Annotated in this window: 10 protein-coding genes and 5 pseudogenes; 2 read left to right on the top strand and 13 right to left on the bottom strand. The window is 50.1% G+C overall.

What is annotated here, in order from left to right:
• The 6 genes from J7439_RS06590 to J7439_RS06565 form a co-directional block, all read right to left on the bottom strand.
• On the bottom strand, positions 1-4,043 hold a 4,043-nt coding region (locus J7439_RS06590), incomplete at its 3' end, for a M26 family metallopeptidase (protein ID WP_209201035.1).
• Between the two features lie 394 nt (positions 4,044-4,437).
• Positions 4,438-6,654: a YgiQ family radical SAM protein gene (locus J7439_RS06585; RefSeq protein WP_209201034.1), complete on the bottom strand. Its 2,217-nt coding sequence runs from the start codon at positions 6,652-6,654 to the stop codon at positions 4,438-4,440.
• A 340-nt stretch (positions 6,655-6,994) separates the two neighbouring features.
• Positions 6,995-8,563, bottom strand: a complete 1,569-nt coding sequence (locus tag J7439_RS06580; RefSeq protein WP_209201033.1) for a long-chain-fatty-acid--CoA ligase — start codon at positions 8,561-8,563, stop codon at positions 6,995-6,997.
• 76 nt (positions 8,564-8,639) lie between these two features.
• A complete protein-coding gene (locus tag J7439_RS06575; RefSeq protein WP_209201032.1) occupies positions 8,640-11,051 on the bottom strand; it encodes a DNA polymerase II in 2,412 nt (803 codons plus the stop codon).
• A 140-nt stretch (positions 11,052-11,191) separates the two neighbouring features.
• Positions 11,192-11,848 (bottom strand): homeobox domain-containing protein, encoded by a 657-nt coding sequence (locus tag J7439_RS06570; protein ID WP_286198238.1) that lies wholly within the window; start codon positions 11,846-11,848, stop codon positions 11,192-11,194.
• Positions 11,849-12,318: 470 nt separating this feature from the next.
• Positions 12,319-12,996: a homeobox domain-containing protein gene (locus J7439_RS06565; protein ID WP_209201030.1), complete on the bottom strand. Its 678-nt coding sequence runs from the start codon at positions 12,994-12,996 to the stop codon at positions 12,319-12,321.
• Between the two features lie 714 nt (positions 12,997-13,710).
• Here J7439_RS06565 and J7439_RS06560 point away from each other — a divergent pair.
• A complete protein-coding gene (locus J7439_RS06560; protein ID WP_209201029.1) occupies positions 13,711-14,463 on the top strand; it encodes an SDR family NAD(P)-dependent oxidoreductase in 753 nt (250 codons plus the stop codon).
• Between the two features lie 14 nt (positions 14,464-14,477).
• Here the strand turns inward: J7439_RS06560 and J7439_RS06555 are convergent, their stop codons facing one another.
• The 3 genes and pseudogenes from J7439_RS06555 to tnpA all read right to left on the bottom strand — a co-directional run.
• On the bottom strand, positions 14,478-14,849 hold the full coding sequence (locus tag J7439_RS06555) for a hypothetical protein (protein ID WP_209201028.1): 372 nt from the start codon (positions 14,847-14,849) through the stop codon (positions 14,478-14,480).
• Positions 14,850-15,039: 190 nt separating this feature from the next.
• Positions 15,040-15,245, bottom strand: a pseudogene (locus tag J7439_RS26365) (transposase domain-containing protein); the annotation flags it as partial.
• Between the two features lie 69 nt (positions 15,246-15,314).
• Positions 15,315-15,467 (bottom strand): annotated as a pseudogene (tnpA, locus tag J7439_RS27470) (IS66 family insertion sequence element accessory protein TnpA); the annotation flags it as partial.
• Positions 15,468-16,163: 696 nt separating this feature from the next.
• Here tnpA and J7439_RS26970 point away from each other — a divergent pair.
• Positions 16,164-16,331 (top strand): annotated as a pseudogene (locus tag J7439_RS26970) (HNH endonuclease); the annotation flags it as partial.
• 335 nt (positions 16,332-16,666) lie between these two features.
• On the opposite strand, the gene J7439_RS06545 reads toward J7439_RS26970, so the two are convergent.
• The 4 genes and pseudogenes from J7439_RS06545 to J7439_RS26960 form a co-directional block, all read right to left on the bottom strand.
• Positions 16,667-17,722, bottom strand: coding sequence for a ShET2/EspL2 family type III secretion system effector toxin (locus J7439_RS06545; protein WP_209201026.1), 1,056 nt, complete (start codon positions 17,720-17,722; stop codon positions 16,667-16,669).
• A 47-nt stretch (positions 17,723-17,769) separates the two neighbouring features.
• Positions 17,770-17,952 (bottom strand): hypothetical protein, encoded by a 183-nt coding sequence (locus J7439_RS06540; RefSeq protein WP_209201025.1) that lies wholly within the window; start codon positions 17,950-17,952, stop codon positions 17,770-17,772.
• A gap of 15 nt (positions 17,953-17,967) precedes the next feature.
• A pseudogene (locus J7439_RS27465) lies at positions 17,968-18,293 on the bottom strand (IS66 family transposase); the annotation flags it as partial.
• A gap of 8 nt (positions 18,294-18,301) precedes the next feature.
• Positions 18,302-19,182, bottom strand: a pseudogene (locus tag J7439_RS26960) (type I restriction-modification system subunit M); the annotation flags it as partial.
• Positions 19,183-19,284: the final 102 nt, after the last annotated feature.

Here is a 19,284-nt window from a genome sequence, read left to right as displayed (position 1 = left end):
GTTGACGGTGTCATCGCTGTGGCCAGTGTCGCAGAAGAAGCTGTTTCGGAAACAGGTATGGTGGTTGACGGTGTCATCGCTGTGGCCAGTGTCGCAGAAGAAGCTGTTTCGGAAACAGGTATGGTGGTTGACGGTGTCATCGCTGTGATCAATGGTGCAGGACAAGGCAGGTCGGAAAAGGTTATGTCGGATGCCATGGGCGGGGTTTCGACGGAGAAGAAATCATTGCTGAAATTGCTTGGCATGCGATACTTGGGGTTGGTTTGGCAATCCCGGAGCAAGAGCGAGAGCGGATGAGCGACAGGTTTACACACATCCTCCAGCGGACAGACACCAGGACTGTTACGTAGATCATCGTTAAGATAGGTATCACAAACCCGGGTAAGACCTTCTTTGATACGGACCTTTTCCTCTAAAACCACGCCTTTAATCCTGCAATCAACCGCCGTGGTATTGGTAACGCGAGCACCCCTATACTCACGAACATGCCCTGCCTCAATACCAGCATATGCCCAAGTGCCGTTCGTTTTGACATTACTTTTAACTGCCAGGGTGTTGGCAGCGGTTGCACCCCTTCTAACGTATCCTGTGCCGATAGCTGCATGGGCCTCAGCACCAGAAGTTTCAACCTCGCAATTCACCGCTGTGGTGCCATTCACGGTGCAACCGTCAAAGGCTGTTCCGGCTCCGATGCCTGCCGCTCCATCGTCATCTCTGGTTTCGACCGTGCAGTTCAACGCTGTGGTGTGTGCAACGACGCTGTCAACACCTTGAATAGATCCCGCTCCGATACCGGCATTGGCCCCCATAACAGATTTGCCAGAATTGAAGGTTTTGACATTGCAGCTCACTGCCGTCGTGTTGGTAACAGTGCCATCAACAACATTTCCCGCGCCAATGCCCGCATCGGCATTTTCCTTCCATGTTTTGACGTGACAATTCTCTGCCACGGTATTAGTAACATTACCCTTCTTAACCTGCCCACCCCCGATACCCGCGCTGGCCTCGCTACCGGTTGCTGTAACATTGCATTTCACCGCTGTGGTGCCAGTCACGGTGCCACCTTCAAACCATCCCCCGCCGATGCCGGCAAAACTTTTATCTCCAGATGTTATCACTATGCTGTCCATTGCCGTGGTGTCAGTAACATCGGTCTTGGTAGAATTTCCCCCGCCGATACCCGCATAGCCACGATCACCAGAAGTTGCCACCGTGCAGTTCCGTGCCCTGGTGTTGGTAACTGTTCCACGGGAAATGCTTCCCGCTCCAACAGCGGCATTTGCTTTCTTGCCCACTGTTTCAACGTGGCAGAGAACCGCTCTCGTGTCGGCAACAGTTCCATCTTCAACAACAACGCCTGAGCCAATACCGGCGTTCCCAGATATACCGGAGGTTTTGACTGTGGAGTCCAGTGCCCTGGTGTTGGTAACGATTCCTCCGACCCGAACATGTCCCGCTCCAATAGCGGCATAAGCCTCTTTGCCTCCGGTTTTAACGTGGCAGTCAACCGCTGTCGTGTTAGCAACAGTGCCATTATGAACGGCCCCTGCCCCGATACCCGAGCGTCCCTCATCATCGTCGGTCGTGATGTAACAGTTCACGGCCGTGGTGTTAGCAACGGTTCCGCCATCGACCCATCCTGCACCGACACCGGCATAGGCAAGCCTGCCTGAAGTTGTAACAGTGCAATTCACCGCCATGGTGTTGACAACCTTTCCCTTTTCTTCGGCAATGCCTGCAACAACCCCCCCATCGGCTAGAGAACCCGAAGTACTTACATGAGCATTTTCAACCCGGATATTACTGATCATGGCATTATCAGAAATTTTACAGGCCACCACTGCGGCCGGGCCTGTGGACGTTATATTGGCATTAGTAAAGCGCAGGCGATCGACACGGCCTTTACCGGCCAGTTTTTTTATCAGGCAATGTCTGAGATTACCGATGATACCATTTTCGCCATGGAAGATGCCGGTAAACGGATGGGTCTCATTACCGATGGATTGCAATTGGCTACCATCAATACACGGAACAGTTTGCCGGTAAGTGCAACTGCGTGGATAGCTCTCGTTACGGCCAATCTTGCCCAGGGTTTCGGCATCCGCCACCGGAATCGGCTCGCTGTAACAGGTGGCCGGTGCTGCAGGACAAGGCAGGTCGGGAAAGGGGATGGCGGATGCCATGGGCAGGGTTTCGACGGAGAAGAAATCACTGCTGAAATTGCGTGGCATGTCTAACTGGTCAAGATACTCTTGCCTGGGTTGGCAATCCTGAAGCAAGAGCGAGAGCGGATGAGCGACAGGTTTACACACATCATCCAGATCCAGCGGACAGACACCAGGACTGTTAAATACCCTATCGTTATCCATATCGATAAGAGAGGTATTACAAACCCGGGTATGATTACTAACGATATGGGCCTTTGCCTCCAAACCCAGGGCTTCGATCCTGCAATTAACCGCCGTGGTATTGGTAACGGTATTACCGTTACTCTCATGAACCCGCCCTGCCCCAATACCAGCATATGCCCGAGTGCCGTTTGTTGTGACTTTACTGTTCACTGCCAGAGTGTTGGCAGCGGTTGCACTCTTTTCAAGCTCTCCTATGCCGATAGCTGCATTGGCAATATCACCGGCAGTTGTAACATTGCAATTTACCGCTGTGCTCCAGGCAACGGTGCCACCATCATAGGCAATTGCAGCTCCGATGCCTGCACGTCCCAAATAATTTTTGGTTTTGACCGTGCAGCTCAACGCTGTGGTGCGTTCAACGAGGCTGCGACCTTTAATAGATCCCGCTCCAACAGCGGCATTTGCACTCAGGCCCACTGTTTCAACGTGGCAGTCAACCGCTGTCGTGTCGGCAACAGTTCCATTTTCAACAATGCCTGAGCCAATACCGGCGCTCCCAAATATATAGGAGGTTTTGACTGTGGAGTTCAGTGCCTTGGTGTAGGTAACGATTCCTCTACGCAAATGTCCAGCTCCAATAGCGGCATAAGCCTCATCGCCCCCGGTTTCAACGTGGCAATCAACCGCTGTCGTGTTAGCAACAGTGCCATCAATAACGCGGCCTGCCCCGATACCTGCGTCTGCTCTATCATTTTTGGTTATGATGTCACAGTTCTCTACCTTAGTGTCAGCAACGGTTCCGCCATCGACCTTTCCTGCACCGACACCGGCATTGGCACGCCAGCCTGAAGTTGTAACACTGCAATTCACTGCCCTGGTGTCAGCAACGGTTCCGCCATCGACCTTTCCTGCACCGACACCGGCATGGGCAGACTCGCCTGAAGTTAGAACCGTGCAATCCACCGCCATGGTGTTGTTAACCTTTCCTTTGGCTATGCCTGCTACAACTCCCCCATGGGCTTTACGGCCCGAAGTACTTACATGAGCATTTTCAACCCGGATATTACTGATCGTGGCATTTTCAGAAATTTTACAGGCCACCACTGCGGCCGGGCCTGTGGACGTTATATTGGCATTAGTAAAGCGCAGGCGATCGACACGGCCTTCACCGGCCAGGTTTTTTATCAGGCAATGTCTGAGATTACCGATGGTACCATTTTCACCATGGAAGATGCCGGTAAACGGATCGTCATCACTACCGATGGATTGCAATTGGCCACCATCAATACACGGAACAGTTTGCCGGTAAGTGCAATTGCGTGGATAGTCCGGGTCACGGCCAATCTTGCCCAGGGTTGTGGCATTCGCCACCGGAATCGGCGAGTCGCTGTCACAGGTGGCCGATGCTGCCAGGCCGACAGCAGCAAGGCCGGACAGCGCCCCCAGCACCACCGCCGCATTGGGCAGATGACCAGACCCGGGCGCTGTGCTTGCCGGTTTACAATGCTGCTGCGATGAGTTCTTTTGTGTGTCTTTTATTTTATCGTTGTCGTTTTCCTGGGTTCCGTCCCGCGTTAAAAACGGTACTACCCCAGACTCCCTGGATACATCCAAACTGCCCCATCGTCCCTGTGGCTCTGTAGACGCTATTGTGGCAAGTCGGGAGTCGCTGGCAGTGCCGCCTCTGGGCACGGTCGGTGGCTGTATCAACATTACTGCCTCATCAATACTTCGAACGCTTTTTCTCAAAAACATCCTGTGTCGTGTAAATCAGCGAATAAGAGATAAACACCAATATTTATTTGCTGATTCAAATTCTCTGTGAACAACATAGCTCAGAATGCTAAAGACGTTATGCCTATGTTGAAAAAGTCACAGAAAATACGACGTTGGCCACATACTGATGTGCAGGATTTTCAGAGCCAGAAAATCCTCAGGAGAAGTTTAAAGATCTGACGGAGTGCCACTACCGCCCGGTGATAATTTCAAGCAAGCGGAGTACAGTAACTGGTTTTCTGCTATGAATTCTTTAATGTCTACCCTGCACGGTTTCAATGCCATGGAGATATTTAAACGGTCATTCAGTTTACCTGCCCCGACCTTTTTTCTGCCGGGATGATGAACTCTTTGATGTTCTGGAATTGCGATTATCCCACTGACCGCCCCGGGCTTTCTGGAAATCACCCGGCGATTGTATCCGCTGGCCAGATCTTCTCTGCCCCTTGTTTTCCTCTTCCGGAATCAATTGATGCTTACCGGAACCAATCAGGTCGGAACGATTCATATCCCGCAGGGCCTGGCGCAGGAATGGCCAGTTTTTCGCATCATGGTAACGGAGAAAGGCCTTTTGCAAACGACGCTGATCCAATGTTCTTGGCGTATACAAACGGGGGCTTTTATAGCTGACCCGCTTCAGCGGATTCTTCCGGGCATGATACATGGCCGTGGCCAGCGACATGGGCGATGGATAAAACGTCTGCACCTGATCCACACGGAACTTGTTTTTCTTCAGCCATAACGAAAGGTTCAGCATATCTTCATCTTCACAGCCGGGGTGAGCGGCAATAAAGTAAGGAATCAGATACTGCTTTTTACCTGCCTTTTGGGAGAAGTGTTCAAACATCTTTTTAAAGACGTCATAGGTGCCCATCCCCGGCTTCATCATCAGATCGAGGGTACCTTTTTCCGTATGTTCCGGGGCAATCTTTAAATAGCCACCCACATGGTGCGTCACCAGCTCTTCCACATATTCCGGGTCTTCCACCGCCAGGTCATAGCGCAGGCCGGAGGCAATGGCAATTTTCCTGATACCCGGCAGGGCACGGGCTTTCCGATAAAGCTCTGTGGTCTTCTTATGGGAGGTTTTCAGGTTTTTACAAATCCCCGGAAAGACACAGGAAAGTCTACGACAACTGGCCTGGATCTTGTCATCCTTGCAATTGAGATAGTACATATTGGCGGTTGGACCACCCAGGTCGGATATCTGCCCGGTAAAGCCCGGTACTTTTTCCCGAATATCTTCCAGTTCGGCAATCACCGATTCATGGGAGCGACTCTGGATAATACGACCTTCATGCTCAGTAATGGAGCAGAAAGAACACCCGCCAAAACAGCCACGCATGATATTGACCGAGGTTTTGATCATCTCGTAGGCCGGAATGTTGGCATTGCCATAAGACGGGTGTGGACGACGCTGGTAAAACAGACCAAACACACCGTCAATCTCAGGGGTTGCCAGGGGGATGGGTGGCGGGTTCACCCAGAGTTCACGGTTGCCATGCTTCTGTACCAGCACCCGGGCATTATGGGGGTTGGATTCCTGGTGCAGTACCCGGGAAGCATGGGCATAAAGCACCGGGTCTTTGCGCACCTTGTCAAAGGATGGCAACCGTATGCAGGTGGATGCCGGGTCCAGCGGCTGATTGCGATGCAGAGGCATGGGGATAATGCGCACTGGCTGCACGTCATTATCACCCGCTGACTCCGACGGGCTGCCGGTTTTGCTATCACAAACCGTCTCTTCTACCTCAGCATAAGGACTGAGGCCATAAGCTTCTTCCAGGGACTGAATATCCCGGGGCCAGTCAATCCGTGATGAATCAATCTCGGTCCAGCCGGAAGGCACCGCCGGTTTGATCACCACGGTTCCCCGGATATCATCAATCTCCCGAATGGTCATGCCTTTCGCTAATCGATCCGCCACTTCGGCCAGGGCCCGCTCAGCATTACCATAAAGCAGAATATCAGCGGTGGCATCGATCAATACGGAACGACGCACTTCATCACTCCAGTAATCATACTGGGCAATGCGACGCAAACTGGCTTCAATACCACCAAGCACCACCGGAACATCACTGTATGCTTCCTTACAGCGCTGGCTATAGACGATCACCGACCGGTCCGGTCGCTTGCCCGGCTCCGCGTTCGGTGTATAGGCATCGTCATTACGCACTTTCAGGTCGGCGGTGTAGCGGTTAATCATGGAGTCCATGTTGCCGCCAGTCACACCGAAGAACAGGTTCGGCTTGCCCAGCCGTTTGAAGTCTTCCGGGTTGCTCCAGTCCGGCTGAGCAATAATCCCAACCCGAAAACCCTGGGATTCCAGGAAACGGCCAATCACCGCCATACCAAAGCTGGGGTGGTCCACATAGGCGTCGCCGGTCACAATAATAATGTCGCAGGAATCCCAGCCAAGCGCATCCATCTCTTTACGGGACATGGGCAACCAGGGCGATGTGCCATAGCATTCAGCCCAGTACTTGGGATAGGAGAAAAGGTCCGGTGCGGTTTTCGGTGTGGCCATGGATTCTTGGATGCTGTGATGAAAAACCGGCTATTTTCACAGAAATTGCCCGTCAGTCCTACCCCGGTATTTAAATCAGCAACTACTAAATAGCGAAAGGTTAATAAGACAAACCGGCCCATTGCCATAAAAAACCGTCAATACAAAGAAGGCTACTGCCCTTTATGCTCTCCCTCTTAGGGAGGACATTAAGCTTACCCCTCCATTTTCAATGGCTTTTGAATGGAACCACGAAGGACACAAAGAGCACGAAGGAAAAGAAAATCTCTTCTTTGTGCTCTTTGTGCCCTTCGTGGTTCCATCTTTAACTACCCGAAGAGGGGGAGTAGACGCTTAATGTCTACCCTAAGTGCTCTCCCTTAACCTGCTCTCGCAACGCTCTCTTTAATACTTTACCCGTGGCACTGAGTGGGAATTCCTGAAAAAGTCGTACATAGCGCGGGTATTTGTAGTCCCCCAGGTGTTGCCGTGCCCAGGTTTTCACCAATTCCGGTGACAGCTCACAACCTTCGTGCAGGATCAGACACGCCATAATCTCTTCAACGTAATAATCATCAGGTACCCCGATAACCGCCGCCTGCATAATATCGGGATGAGCCAGCAACACCTCCTCAACCTCACGGGGGTAAACATTAAAACCGCCACGTATAATCAGATCTTTCTTCCGGTCTACTATGTAGTAGTTACCGGCTTCATCACGGCGGGCAATATCGCCGGTTCGGAACCAGCCATCTTGCAACACCGCGGCCGTCTGTTCCGGCTTGTTAAAGTACCCTTTCATCACGTTGTGGCCGCGAATGACCAGCTCACCGTCCTGACCAAAGGGCAGAGGGTTTCCCTCATCGTCAACCACTTTTAGTGCCACACCGGGAATCGGCCGACCAATGGAGCCGGGAATGCGCGCCTGATCCAGAGTATTAAAACAGACGACCGGCGACGTCTCCGAGAGACCATAACCTTCAAGAAGGGTGACGTTGAAATTGCCCTCAAATGCCTGCAAAACATCCACAGGCATAGGGCCACCACCACTGACACACAACCGCAACGTATCGGTAATGGCCTGTCGTTCACCGGCAGACAACTCCGCCTGCGCACCATTCAGGGCAATATACATGGTGGGCACACCAGCGAAATAGCTGATCTGCTCCTGGGCCAGCAGCTTCAGGGTTGTCAATGCCTCGAAACGAACCATCAACACCATGGTGGATGCTGATGCCACGGCATGGAGCATATGGGCCGTCTGGGCAAAACTATGGAACAACGGCAAAACCACCAGATGACTATCATTCACACCGGTCATCAATAAGGCCGAGCAGATAAGTGCATTCATCGACAGGTTATAGTGAGTGAGCTCAGCACCTTTTGGCTGTCCGGTGGTGCCGGATGTGTAGAGAATGGCGGCAGTATCTTCCGGGGCCCTCTCCTGCGGGTCGGCCATTGAGCCGCTGGATAGCAATGCGGATAGCGTGGACTCACCTCGCCATTCATCCTGGCTGAGGTCTGCGGTAATGACAAAAAAGTGTTCACAGCTGTTCACCCGTTGACAGGCTTCAAGTCCAAACTGCCCCAATGGCAGTTCATCCGAACCTTCAAAACAGAGATAGGCGATAGCCTGACTGTCGGTAAGATGATAGGCGATCTCTTTTGGCTTCAGCAGAATATTCAACGGCACCACAACCGCACCGGCACTGAGAATGCCGTAATAAACCATCATGAATTGGGGAATATTCGGGCAACTGACCGCCACCCGGTCACCGGGCCGGATACCTGTTTGCTGCAACCCCTGACCAATAGTGGCTGCCGTATCTTTTAATACCTGATAACTGATACGCCGTTCACCCGCAACAATGGCGGTTTTATCGGGATAAACAGCAGCGCTCCGGAACAGGAAATCAGCAAGATTGGGCATGAAACCAACACCCCGGGGAAATAAAATGGACACCCCAGAACATAGACACCTACCGGTGAAAGCTCAAACTGGCACTTTAAAACAGACTGGTCTGTGACGTGATGATGTTGTCAAAATCCATATCAACAAACGGCAGGATACCATCAGCAATAGGCTTCAACTGTTTATCAATATAGTGATCGTAATCAATCGCACTGTTCCTGTATTCAACAGGTTCAGGGCCATTAATCGTCATAAGGTACTGAACGGTACCTCTGTTCTGATACTGCAGAGGCTTACCTGCTGCCCGGTTATGATCATCGGCCATACGCGCAGCACGAACTTGAGGCGGAACGTTTTTCACATAGTCATTTAAACGCCGACGTAACCTTTTTTTATACACCAGCTGATCATCTTTGTTGCCATTGCGAACGGCTTCAACGGTTGCCAACAGGTAGGCGGAAGGGTTGCTATCGGCAAAAACCAGCCTGAGCAACTCAGCCTGAAACTCACGGGCCATTGGTGTCCAGTCTGAACGAACCGTCTCAAGCCCCTTGCAGATCAGTTCTTCCTTGTCTTTGGTCACTTTCAAGCCAGCATAACGTTTCTTACTGCCCGTTTCAGAGCCTCGAATGGTCGGCATCAAAAATCGTCGATAGTGGGTTTCATATTCCATCTCAAGACAGGAGTCTAACCCGTAGGATGCCATCAACAGGGTTTGCCACCGCTTATTAATGTCTTTGGCAAGACTCTGGCCAACCGCGTCCGCCTCATTCGCTGAAAACGTCCCTTCCAACAGCACAAAGATGGAGTCCGTATCACCGTAGATCACCTGATGCCCCTGCCCGGCAACCCACCGGGAGGTCTGCTGCATGATCTCATGGCCACGCATGGTGATGGAGCTGGCCAGCCGGGTGTCGTAAAAGCGACAGCCACCAGAGCCCAGAACACCGTAGAAGGAGTTCATCAGTATTTTGATCGCCTGAGAACGGACACTGTCGTGTTCTGCCTTGGCCTGATCTCGCTGCTGCCAGAGCTGAGTAATAATCCCGGGCAGAAAATGCCGTTCCCTGGAAAACAATGCCCCTATAAAACCGGGAATGGCGTTGTCAGGATCCTGCAACCCTTCCACCAGCCCCAGGGGATCAATCCTGAACGTTCGGATAATCGAGGGGTACAGGCTTTTAAAATCCAGCACCAGCACATTACTGTATAAGCCCGGCACGGAGTCCATCACGTAGCCACCCGGTGACGCCAGCCCACCACCTTCGGGCAGATTCGGCGCAATATAGCCCGCACGATGCAGTTTCGGCAGATAGAGATTGGTAAAGGCCTGTACGGAGCCACCGATTCGGTCCAGCTCCAGCCCGGTAAGTTCACTGCGCAGCCGGAGAAAGTCCAGCAATCGGGTTTTGGCAAAGATCTCCGTTACCAGACGACAGTCTTCCAGATTGTATTGCGCCAGTTTCTGCTTATTGTGATGGAAATCGTGAGTAATTTCGTTTATCCGGTTACTCACATTGTTAATGGCCTTGCCCTTGCCTAACAGCTCCCGGGCAACGAATTCAAGACTGAAACTCTCAAAGTGCCAGGTGGCCGATTTTAATGCATCAATACCGTCAATCACCATGCGTCCGGGTATGGAAACATAACCTTCGCCAGCGTCACTGTTGCGCTCCCGCCAACTGGCAGACTGACGACCCCGGCCCAATTTTAATGACATTCTGTGCAGGGTCGCACGCTTCAATAACAGCCGGAAATCGAAGTTAATCACATTCCAGCCAATAAACAGATCCGGATCATACTGTGCTATCTGCGCTTCCAGAGATTCCAGCAACGCCCGTTCGTCAGCTACCCATTGAATAGTGAGTTCATCATCAGTCAGGCGTTCTCTATTTGTTGATGGTGATTTATCCGTCGCAGGCGCTTGATCTGCAAGAGGTTCTCCAATCATCAGGACGGTCGATATGTTCTCCCCATAAAGACCGATGGAGTAAAGCTCACCTCTGGCAGAACACTCAACATCCAGAGACACCACCCGAAATGACGGCAAATACCGGGTGGGGCGGATACGGGCATGGCGATATTCCAGAAATCCCTGTCGCTGAATCGGCTCCCCCGTATACTCCAGAGGCCCATAGGTGAAGCGCTCCATCAGGTAACGGTCATGCAGGCGGATATCCGCTTCATAGATGGGCAGAGATTCAGCACTGAGTAACCGCCGGGCTCGCTGGCTGCTGTCAATGGTCTTGAAATAGAGTGCGGTGACTGGCTGATGATGAAATGTCTTCAGCTCCAGATGCCGGAAGGTAAAGGTTATCTGAGCATGGAGCAGTAACGCTTCAGCCTGCTGAAAAGCAGACGTTGGCAGAAAAAAGACGGCCAGCTCGTTATCTATCACCAGGCATACCGGTTGCCCATCGGTCACTACCCAGAAGACCATTTCCGTCTGATTACGCCGGTCTGAACTCTGCCGACTTAAAAGAAATCCTTTTTGCCCTGATGCCATTGTGAAGATTGTGAAAAATGAAGATAGTGCTATCTTACCTTGATTCAGTGAGAAAGGTCAGATGGCTATCAGCAATCAGGTGCTCCCTTTGCAGTCGCCAGTCATGGATAAGCCGACAGATGGCTTATTACCAACCTTATTCATTCCCCCGGAGCAGTATTTGAACTCGTTGCAGAGGGTTCAGGTTGAGAAAGTCTGGATTGGCAGTAATTAGCGACTGAACGGGAAAATCGTACCGTGGGATTTCTTTCGATGTCTACTAACATCTCTTGCAGCGCTGCAACTGGTGATCTAGCCACAGTACTGGTGATTACATACCTCTCACAAATTAATTTATATTCCTGATTCTCACCAATCCCATGCCAGGGCAATGAAACACTTTGCTGTTGATCCCCCAAGACCCGTGAAACCGCTCTTGACGACATCATATTTTGAGCGCTGTTTTTTATACTATCCGACAAACATCGCCTTTTAATACTCGTTCTTTTATTTTGAAACCATACTCGAACCTCCTCTTCTGTCATACCCAGCTCTGCCGCCAGAAAAGCTCGTTCCTGGATTGTGACATAAGCCCTGCGTTGAAATACCTTATCAAGTTGTTTAGCTTTCCATTCAGGCACATATAATCGTTTTCTGGGTGCTGCAAGTGCCGTGCTTGCCTGCTGGGGATGTGATTCACTCGTATCAGCTTGGCTTGTTATCTCCCCTGAAGGAGCTGATTGGCAACTTCCTGCCAGATCATCCTCTGTTCTGGTGGAAATAACCGCCCGGTCAGAAGGCCCGGGACCAGAACTCATACCAGGCCCAGCCAGTCCCTGATGCCTATTGTGATAAGGGGGAAGAGCTGATGCCATGGCAGGCTGGTCAAACAGGGGAATATTCCTTGACACATTACCAATACTGGCAACCTCCATGCCAAATCTATCCGGCAGAAAAAAGTCCCTTGCCTGTGACGTCCAGGGTAATAATTCATCCGCAGAACAAACTGGTTCGTGCCCGGAATAAACTGGCTCAGTATCCGGATGGGCTGCAGCAAACCTGCCGCAGAAAGTCACATTTTCAGGTTTTGTTCCAGAGGCTGAACGAGGGTGAGCATTTTTAGATGCGCCAACTGCGCCAGGCAACGGTGTGCAAGATTGGTCGGGGGAAAGCAATGCAGGGTCCATGAAATCAGCCAGTTAGTTATAGGTAATAGACACAAGAATCAAAAAATCCAGTCAACAGGTAGAAGTTATTCTGTAAAGCCTGTTGACGTTTAGTTGCCAGCTCATGTTTCAGTTGAGGTGGAAGAATCTGACTCATCATCAGCATCAGTTAATTCAATCCCTGGAGTAGTTGCAGGAAGTCCGGGCCCGGGACAACCGGATTGACTATAGTCAGCAACTGAAAGAGAAGATTGTGCCTGAGGAGTATCTTTGAGATTCGCTGATATTATCTGCAACGCTTCATCTGGTGATTGAGCCATAGCCGTGCTGATTACTTTACTCTCGCGAAATAATGCATATCTATGCTGAGCACTAACTTCCTGCCGTGATACTGAAGACACTGGCTGCTTCGTCGAAAGGGCCTGGGAAGCAGCTGCTTTCGATGCCCTGCCAGATCGAGAGCTTTTTATGACCGAAGAGGCCTGCTTTTTGATGGCCGATCTTTTATTCTGAAACCATGTTTGTACCTGTGATTCTTTTACACCCAACTTCAAAGCCAATGTAGCCTTTTGAAACGTGGTTAAATACTTGTTGCGTTGAAAAGCAGTATTAAGTCTCTGAAGTTGCCAATCCTGAAAGGTGGTCCGCAATCTACGTGCATGAAACTCAGGTTCTACTGGCTGGGCATCCATTTCGCTCGTATCAGCTTTGCTCTTTATCGTATCAGCTTTGCTCATTAACGTATCAGCTTTGCTCTTTATCGTATCAGCAGAAACTGACGGACCAGGCTCCCCACCCATAGCCACTACCTGGGTGGAAGTAGCAGTCCGATAAGGTGGCCGGGGACGGTAAACAGAACTCATATCAAATCCTGCCTGCTCTCCCAGGTAATAATGGTCAAGCGCCGGGGCCATGGCATAATGAGTATACAGGGACAAATTCCTTGGTATATGATCGACACTTGAAACTCCGCAACCAAACATGTACGGAGGGGAAAGCTCCCTTAACTGTGACACCATAGGTATTACACTATCCACGCAATGGACTGGCTGCACATCAGTAGTTCGTGCTATGGAAAACCTGCCATAAACTGCCGTATTTCTGACTTCTGGTGCACTGGCAGTACGAGTGTCAACAGTTCCGGATGAGCTAACTACATTAGACAACATGTCAGGTGTTTTTCTAGAGAACGCTGCTGGATCCATAACATCAGCCAATTTGTTGTTGTAGGTAGAACCATACTAGACGCGTGCGTCAAAAAATCTAATGAGCTGTAAAAGTTTTTTCTGTATTCAAGGTGACACTAGGAGGCTGTCCGAGAATAGCGCCCGTAGCGAGGATGGCAGAAAATTGAGGATAAAAATTCCGTTTTGTGAGGTGAATAGCGGGGCTATTTACCGAACAAAACGGAATTTTTAGACCAATTTGCTGCCACCGCAGTAGGGCAGTCTATTCTCGGACAGCCTCCTAGCTCAGATCCATTCACACAAAGTTATTGATGCGGCTGCCAAACTATGAAGCGAGTACTGATTACCGGTGCAGCGTCTGGTATGGGATTAAGCGCCTCCCACCTGTTTGCCGACCGTGGCTGGATCGTCATGATGGCGGACTTGAACGACACCGAAGGTCGTGCCCGTTGTACTGAGCTTCTGGAGGAAGGTTTACAGAATATTCATTTTCATCCTTGTGATGTTTCAGACAGCGCATCCGTCAAGGCGCTGCATGAGCAGACCATGGCCTCCCTCGGTGGCATCGACAGTATTATCAATAATGCGGGCATCTGGCGCGGTGGTGAATTGCACAATACCTCCGAGGAGGACTGGGACACGCTGTTCGCTGTGGATGTGAAATCAATTTTCCTGACCAGCAAATACTTTGTCCCATCCATGATTGCCAACGGCGGTGGTACTATCGTCAATACCGCTTCGGTGTCCGGACTGAACGGTGACTACAACATGGCCGCTTATAATGCGGCAAAAGGAGCGGTGGTCAACCTGACCAGGGCTATGGCCCTGGATTATGGCAAGTACAATATCCGGGTGAATAATGTCTGTCCTTCTGCCTGTGCAACGCCGATGTTTCTGGCCAACCCGACCGATGTCGTCGATCAGTTTAACCAGGCTACCCCCCTGGGACGCATCTGCACCCCGCAAGAGGTGGCCGAGGCCATGTACTTCCTCGCCTCCGATGCCTCCCGCTCCTGCAATGGCGTTAACCTGCCGGTGTCAGGCGGCCTGGAACTCCATACCGGTCAACCGGTGCAATAACCCATGACAAATGTTCAAACAGTTTCAGGTGCTTGCTCGGCCGGGTTTTTTGAAGTTATGACTCTGTTATAAATTTTTGTTATTGTTTCGGAGCCACTGGTAGCTAAGCAGCCGACAAGTGCCCCGGTAAGTATGGGTGCAGTGTAGCTAGCGCCCCAATACATTGCACACACCCAGCCACAAAATACTCCACCGCCGGTATTGGCAAAGCAGTTACCGGCCTTTTTGACACGGCTTACACTTACTTTTTGCAGAATGTGTTGGCTTGTTGGAACGGGTTGACTTGTTATAACGGTTTGACTTGTTGGAACGGATTGTTTGGTTGTTGCAGTGTTCATATCAATATAACCTTTATATGCAATTGAAATATTTTTTTTATAACCCAAAGAAACTTAGACCATTAAATAAAACACCGACAAGTTGATAATTCAAGAATGGACCAGTAAGAAAAAGGCAGGCATGCTTCGGATTTTGCAACGCTGTAAGGATTGTCGGATGAACCGTTTTGCCTGACTGTTATTTTTATTGTGTAAGCACCAATTTAACCAGCGTAATAGCCAACCCTACCAGATCAGCTTATTCTTGAGATGCCTTCACTGCCCAGGGTAGAAGCTGCTCCAGTTTCTCAACCCCCCATAAGGCAGCTCTTTTAAAGTGTGGTTCAGGTATTCGAAAGGCTCCAGGCCATTGGCTTTTGCACTTTCGATCAGGCTGTAAAAGATGGCGCTGGCACCTTTGGGTGTATCAGCAAAAAGCCAGTTCTTGCGACCAAGAGTAAAGGGGGCACCGGGCTGGAATGATGTCCAGCTCTTCCCGGACTCAGGCAAAGTGGACGACGGGCGCATGACAGGTTGATTCATGGTCCACAGTTTCTTTTTCCAATAACCAAACTGTGATGGCCTGACGCCATTTTGTCGGCACCAGGCCTTTTGGCTCAGCCCGGAGTCATGCCAGGCTTCGATTCGTTGCAGCCATTGTTCTTTAGTGGTTTCTGGATTGGTCATTGGAGCCTGATCAGAGGCTTTATGATCCTTGATCAAATCTGAGCAGGGTAGGACGTGGGTTATTTTGGCGCTTACGTTAAACCAGTGGGGTTCCCTTGTCTTTTCTTGCATCGAACTCACGTTACTGTAGTTAGGTACGCTTGGTAACAGGCTGAAATCCTGAAAAGGAGTGCTGAACATAGCATCTACAGAAAAGGCTGAGCAAAGGGGAGCAATCCGAACGATGCCGGTCAAGGTAATGTGCCTATGGTTAAGACCATACTGTTTAAACCCTGGTCATGGCGTTTCACCGCACCCGCAGCCCATGATTGCTACTGAGTTGCGCCGACCTTTGAGAGACCTCTGTGACGCTGGGGTCAGCGAATGCAAATCTCAACCAGCAGGGTCGGGCCACCTGAGATCAAAGCAGGTTAAATGACGGACAGGGAACCTAAGAGCATAGCATCTCTTATGCACTGGAAACATGGGATCGCCTAAGCTGGTCATTGACCTGTATGGCGACAGAGTCTCCGTAGTACCCAATGTCAGGCTGTAATGGTACTGGCAGTCGGTAAACAATCAGGCCTATCCGGACGGTATAAGCAAGCAGTGATGCGAGTGAAAGCCGAAAGGGAGAAGGGGGAAGGGAGGCAGTGTTGTGTGATCTTTAATTTTCGACGGTAATGGATAGTGAATATGCTTTCCGGAAGAACACAACGAAAATTAGAGGGACTTGAGACTACAAAGACATGGCAAAGACTCATGATAGCGAGAAATCGCAAAACTCTCGTACTCTGTGTTGAATGCCATGACCTGCTGCATGCTGGCAAGCTGCCAGACAACAGGTACAGTCCCCGTAACAGCATAGAGAGCCGTGTGCAGTGAAAGTTGCACGCACGGTTCGGAGGGGGGGGAAACGGCAACCTGTTTACAGGAGCACGTTCCCTACCCACTAGGAGGCTGACCGAGAATAGCGCCCGTAGCGAGGATGGCAGAAAATTGAGGATAAAAAGTCGGAAATTTTTAGTGAATAGTGGTTCTATTTGCTAAAAATTTCCGACTTTTTAGACCAATTTGCTGCCACCGCAGTAGGGCAGTCTATTCTCGGACAGCCTCCCAGGTTGAACCTGAAGACTTCGCCCATTATCAAGATCTATTTAATCCAATAGATGTTATCCCTTTTTATTAATTAACCATGATCCATTTGCTACAGGGTGATCTCACAGGGCAAGCAATTGCCAGCGTGCTATCTCGGGATAATGCCCGGGTGCTATTTGTATATGATGACTCATCACATTGGGTGAGGCACCAAAGCACTGCACATCACATTCGTTAGAAAATTTCTTATAATCATCAATATTAATAAGTGCTCCATGAGAGAGGAAGCTGGCTTGAAGATCTTCACCAGTAATGTGTGCAGCCAAATCTGGTTCCGAGAGAAGGATTGTTCTGTGCATAAGTGTAGCGTTAGGGTCATAAAAAATAACCTTCATGCATCCATCCTGCTTCTTTAATCTCAAGGCCATTGAGTGGTCAATTGCTCCATCGTCGCGTGAACGAAAATAAAAGTTCTTTTCGTCGCCAGCCGACATTTTCCAATACTTTTTTACCAGCCCTGTAATGGCCTCTGAAAACTTTCCCTCAAGGAAATAATATCCATCAGCAAATAATCCATATCGATAATTCTCTACAGATTCGTTTGGATGATTAGATGTATTTGCAAAGGTTGACTGCATTTTTTCTGAGGTATTTATTCTTTTAAAACTATCTTTGCCCCGGCCGAATACATTTTTGGCATAAGCCCAGGCAATATGTCGGCAGACTATTTTTTCTCCAGGAGCTATGGTGTCATTATCAGAGCGGCAGACTCGACCATTAAGGTTTTTTGGTAACCAGGAATTATCAGAGTTATACATGGGAATTTGAACGATAGAACCATCCTGCTTGAAAACGAGTTTAACCTGTAAACTTCGCCCTTTTTCATGCAGCTGTTTTATCTTGTTGACAACATAGCAAGTTGATCTCTCGCAGGCTAGCGGGATGTTAATGTTATAAGCACTTAATGGTTCGTGGAGTGCTTTAGTAAACCATGCATCAGGGTGTTCTTTCATCAACTTTGTGGTGATAGAACGCAAAACGCTGACAGAATAACCACCAAAACTTGCCTTGATGCCATTAACAAGCGATTTTGCGGCCCTGACTGGCATCAAGGAGTCTGAATGTCTGTGCCATGAATGTGAAAGTGCCGACTGAACACCAAACTTGATTTCATCCATAATAGCCGCAGCTCCCGCCTGTTATTACCGATTTCCAGCCATTATAGTTAACATTGACTGCAAGCATAGCTGGCGTCATGCAACCTGAAAAAACCTTGCACCACTTCAGGCATTTTTTGTAGTGCTCGCATCTTGCTACGAACAAAACCTGTGAACTCATCTTTGGTCTTCAAAGCGACTTTTCCCAGCTTTTCTTTGGTAAGCGCCAATTTAACCAGCGTAATAGCCAACCCTACCAGATCAGCTTATTCTTGAGATGCCTTCACTGCCCAGGGTAGAAGCTGCTCCAGTTTCTCAACCGTTTCCGCATAAGGCAGCTCTTTTAAAATGTGGTTCAGGTATTCAAAAGGCTCCAGGCCATTGGATTTTGCACTTTCGATCAGGCTGTAAAAGATGGCGCTGGTCTGGCACCTTTTGGTGTATCAGCAAAAAGCCAGTTCTTGCGACCAAGAGTAAAGGGGCGAATAGCATTTTCCGCCGCTGCATTGCTGATATTCAGGTCGCCATCTTCACAGTACACGACCAGTTTTGACCATTGGTTCAGGGCATAGCCCATGGCTTTATGGGTGAGACTGTCTTGGTGGCAATATCGTCTTCGCTCATGATATTGCGCCTGGAGCCAAGGGATTTACGCATTTTGCCAAACAGTTTGGTGCCATTAATCAGCTGCACCTTCCCCTTGCGGGCGTCAGTTTTCTTATTGCTCAGCACCCACACATAGGTGGCGATGCCGGTGTTGTAGAACATATCCGTGGACAGAGCGACAATGGCTTCTAACAAGTCGGCTTCGAGAATATAACGGCGAATCTCGCTCTCACCACTGCCCGCACCGCCGGTAAACAACGGCGAACCGTTAAGGATAATACCGATACGGCTGGGGTTCTGGTTATCAGAAGTTGGAGTAAAGTGCTCACCGGCAGTTTCGTTGGAGGATTCCGCAAAACGACGAATCAACTCTTCAAACACCAGACCCATTTCATGATTGGACACCGCTGCCGGACTGAGATCAATAGTGCCGAACTTTTGTACCGCCTTGAATAGCAGATTACTGGCGTTCAGGGCATCAATAAATTCGTCAAAACGGAAGTGCTCGAAAATCTCCCGGGCATCTTTGGAGAAGGACTGGATGTAATTCTCCAGGTTGTCTTTAATCCCGGTCTGCCCCAGTCTGGACAGGTCCATCTGCTAAGTGTTGAAGAAGGTCAGGCCCTGCGGGTTCTCCGGGTGCGGGTGGCAGGCAGCAGCACTTTCTCCTTGCCATCGGCGGGCAGGTTCATGGTTTTCACCTGCTCATATTTGGCCAGCACCGCCTCTTTGGAGGGCGCGAGTACGCACTCCAGACGGCGCAACAGGGTAAATGGCAGGATGATCCGGCCATACTGGGACTGTTTGAAATCCCCCCGCAGCAGGTCAGCAACAGACCAGATAAAGGCAGCGAGGTTGTTATGGGACTGAGACATAGAGTGTTCTGAATCTTGCAAGTAGGAGTGCGGGTGTGCAGAGATGTTCGGCTGGCACAAACGCCTGGCTTACGACGTCAGTCGCTATTGTGGAGGATATGT

This window comes from Salinisphaera sp. G21_0, assembly GCF_017744115.1.
In the GTDB taxonomy this organism is placed as follows: Bacteria; Pseudomonadota; Gammaproteobacteria; order Pseudomonadales; family Endozoicomonadaceae; genus Endozoicomonas.
The sequence above is the reverse complement of the archived record's forward strand: the minus strand, read 5'-3'. Positions and strand labels throughout refer to the sequence as shown.

Coding starts and splice junctions, on each gene's coding strand:
- J7439_RS06585 (WP_209201034.1), bottom strand. CDS start 6,654: ATGGCCACACCGAAAACCGCACCGGACCTTTTCTCCTATCCCAAGTAC.
- J7439_RS06580 (WP_209201033.1), bottom strand. CDS start 8,563: ATGCCCAATCTTGCTGATTTCCTGTTCCGGAGCGCTGCTGTTTATCCC.
- J7439_RS06575 (WP_209201032.1), bottom strand. CDS start 11,051: ATGGCATCAGGGCAAAAAGGATTTCTTTTAAGTCGGCAGAGTTCAGAC.
- J7439_RS06570 (WP_286198238.1), bottom strand. CDS start 11,848: ATGAGTTCTGGTCCCGGGCCTTCTGACCGGGCGGTTATTTCCACCAGA.
- J7439_RS06565 (WP_209201030.1), bottom strand. CDS start 12,996: ATGGGTGGGGAGCCTGGTCCGTCAGTTTCTGCTGATACGATAAAGAGC.
- J7439_RS06560 (WP_209201029.1), top strand. CDS start 13,711: ATGAAGCGAGTACTGATTACCGGTGCAGCGTCTGGTATGGGATTAAGC.
- J7439_RS06545 (WP_209201026.1), bottom strand. CDS start 17,722: ATGGATGAAATCAAGTTTGGTGTTCAGTCGGCACTTTCACATTCATGG.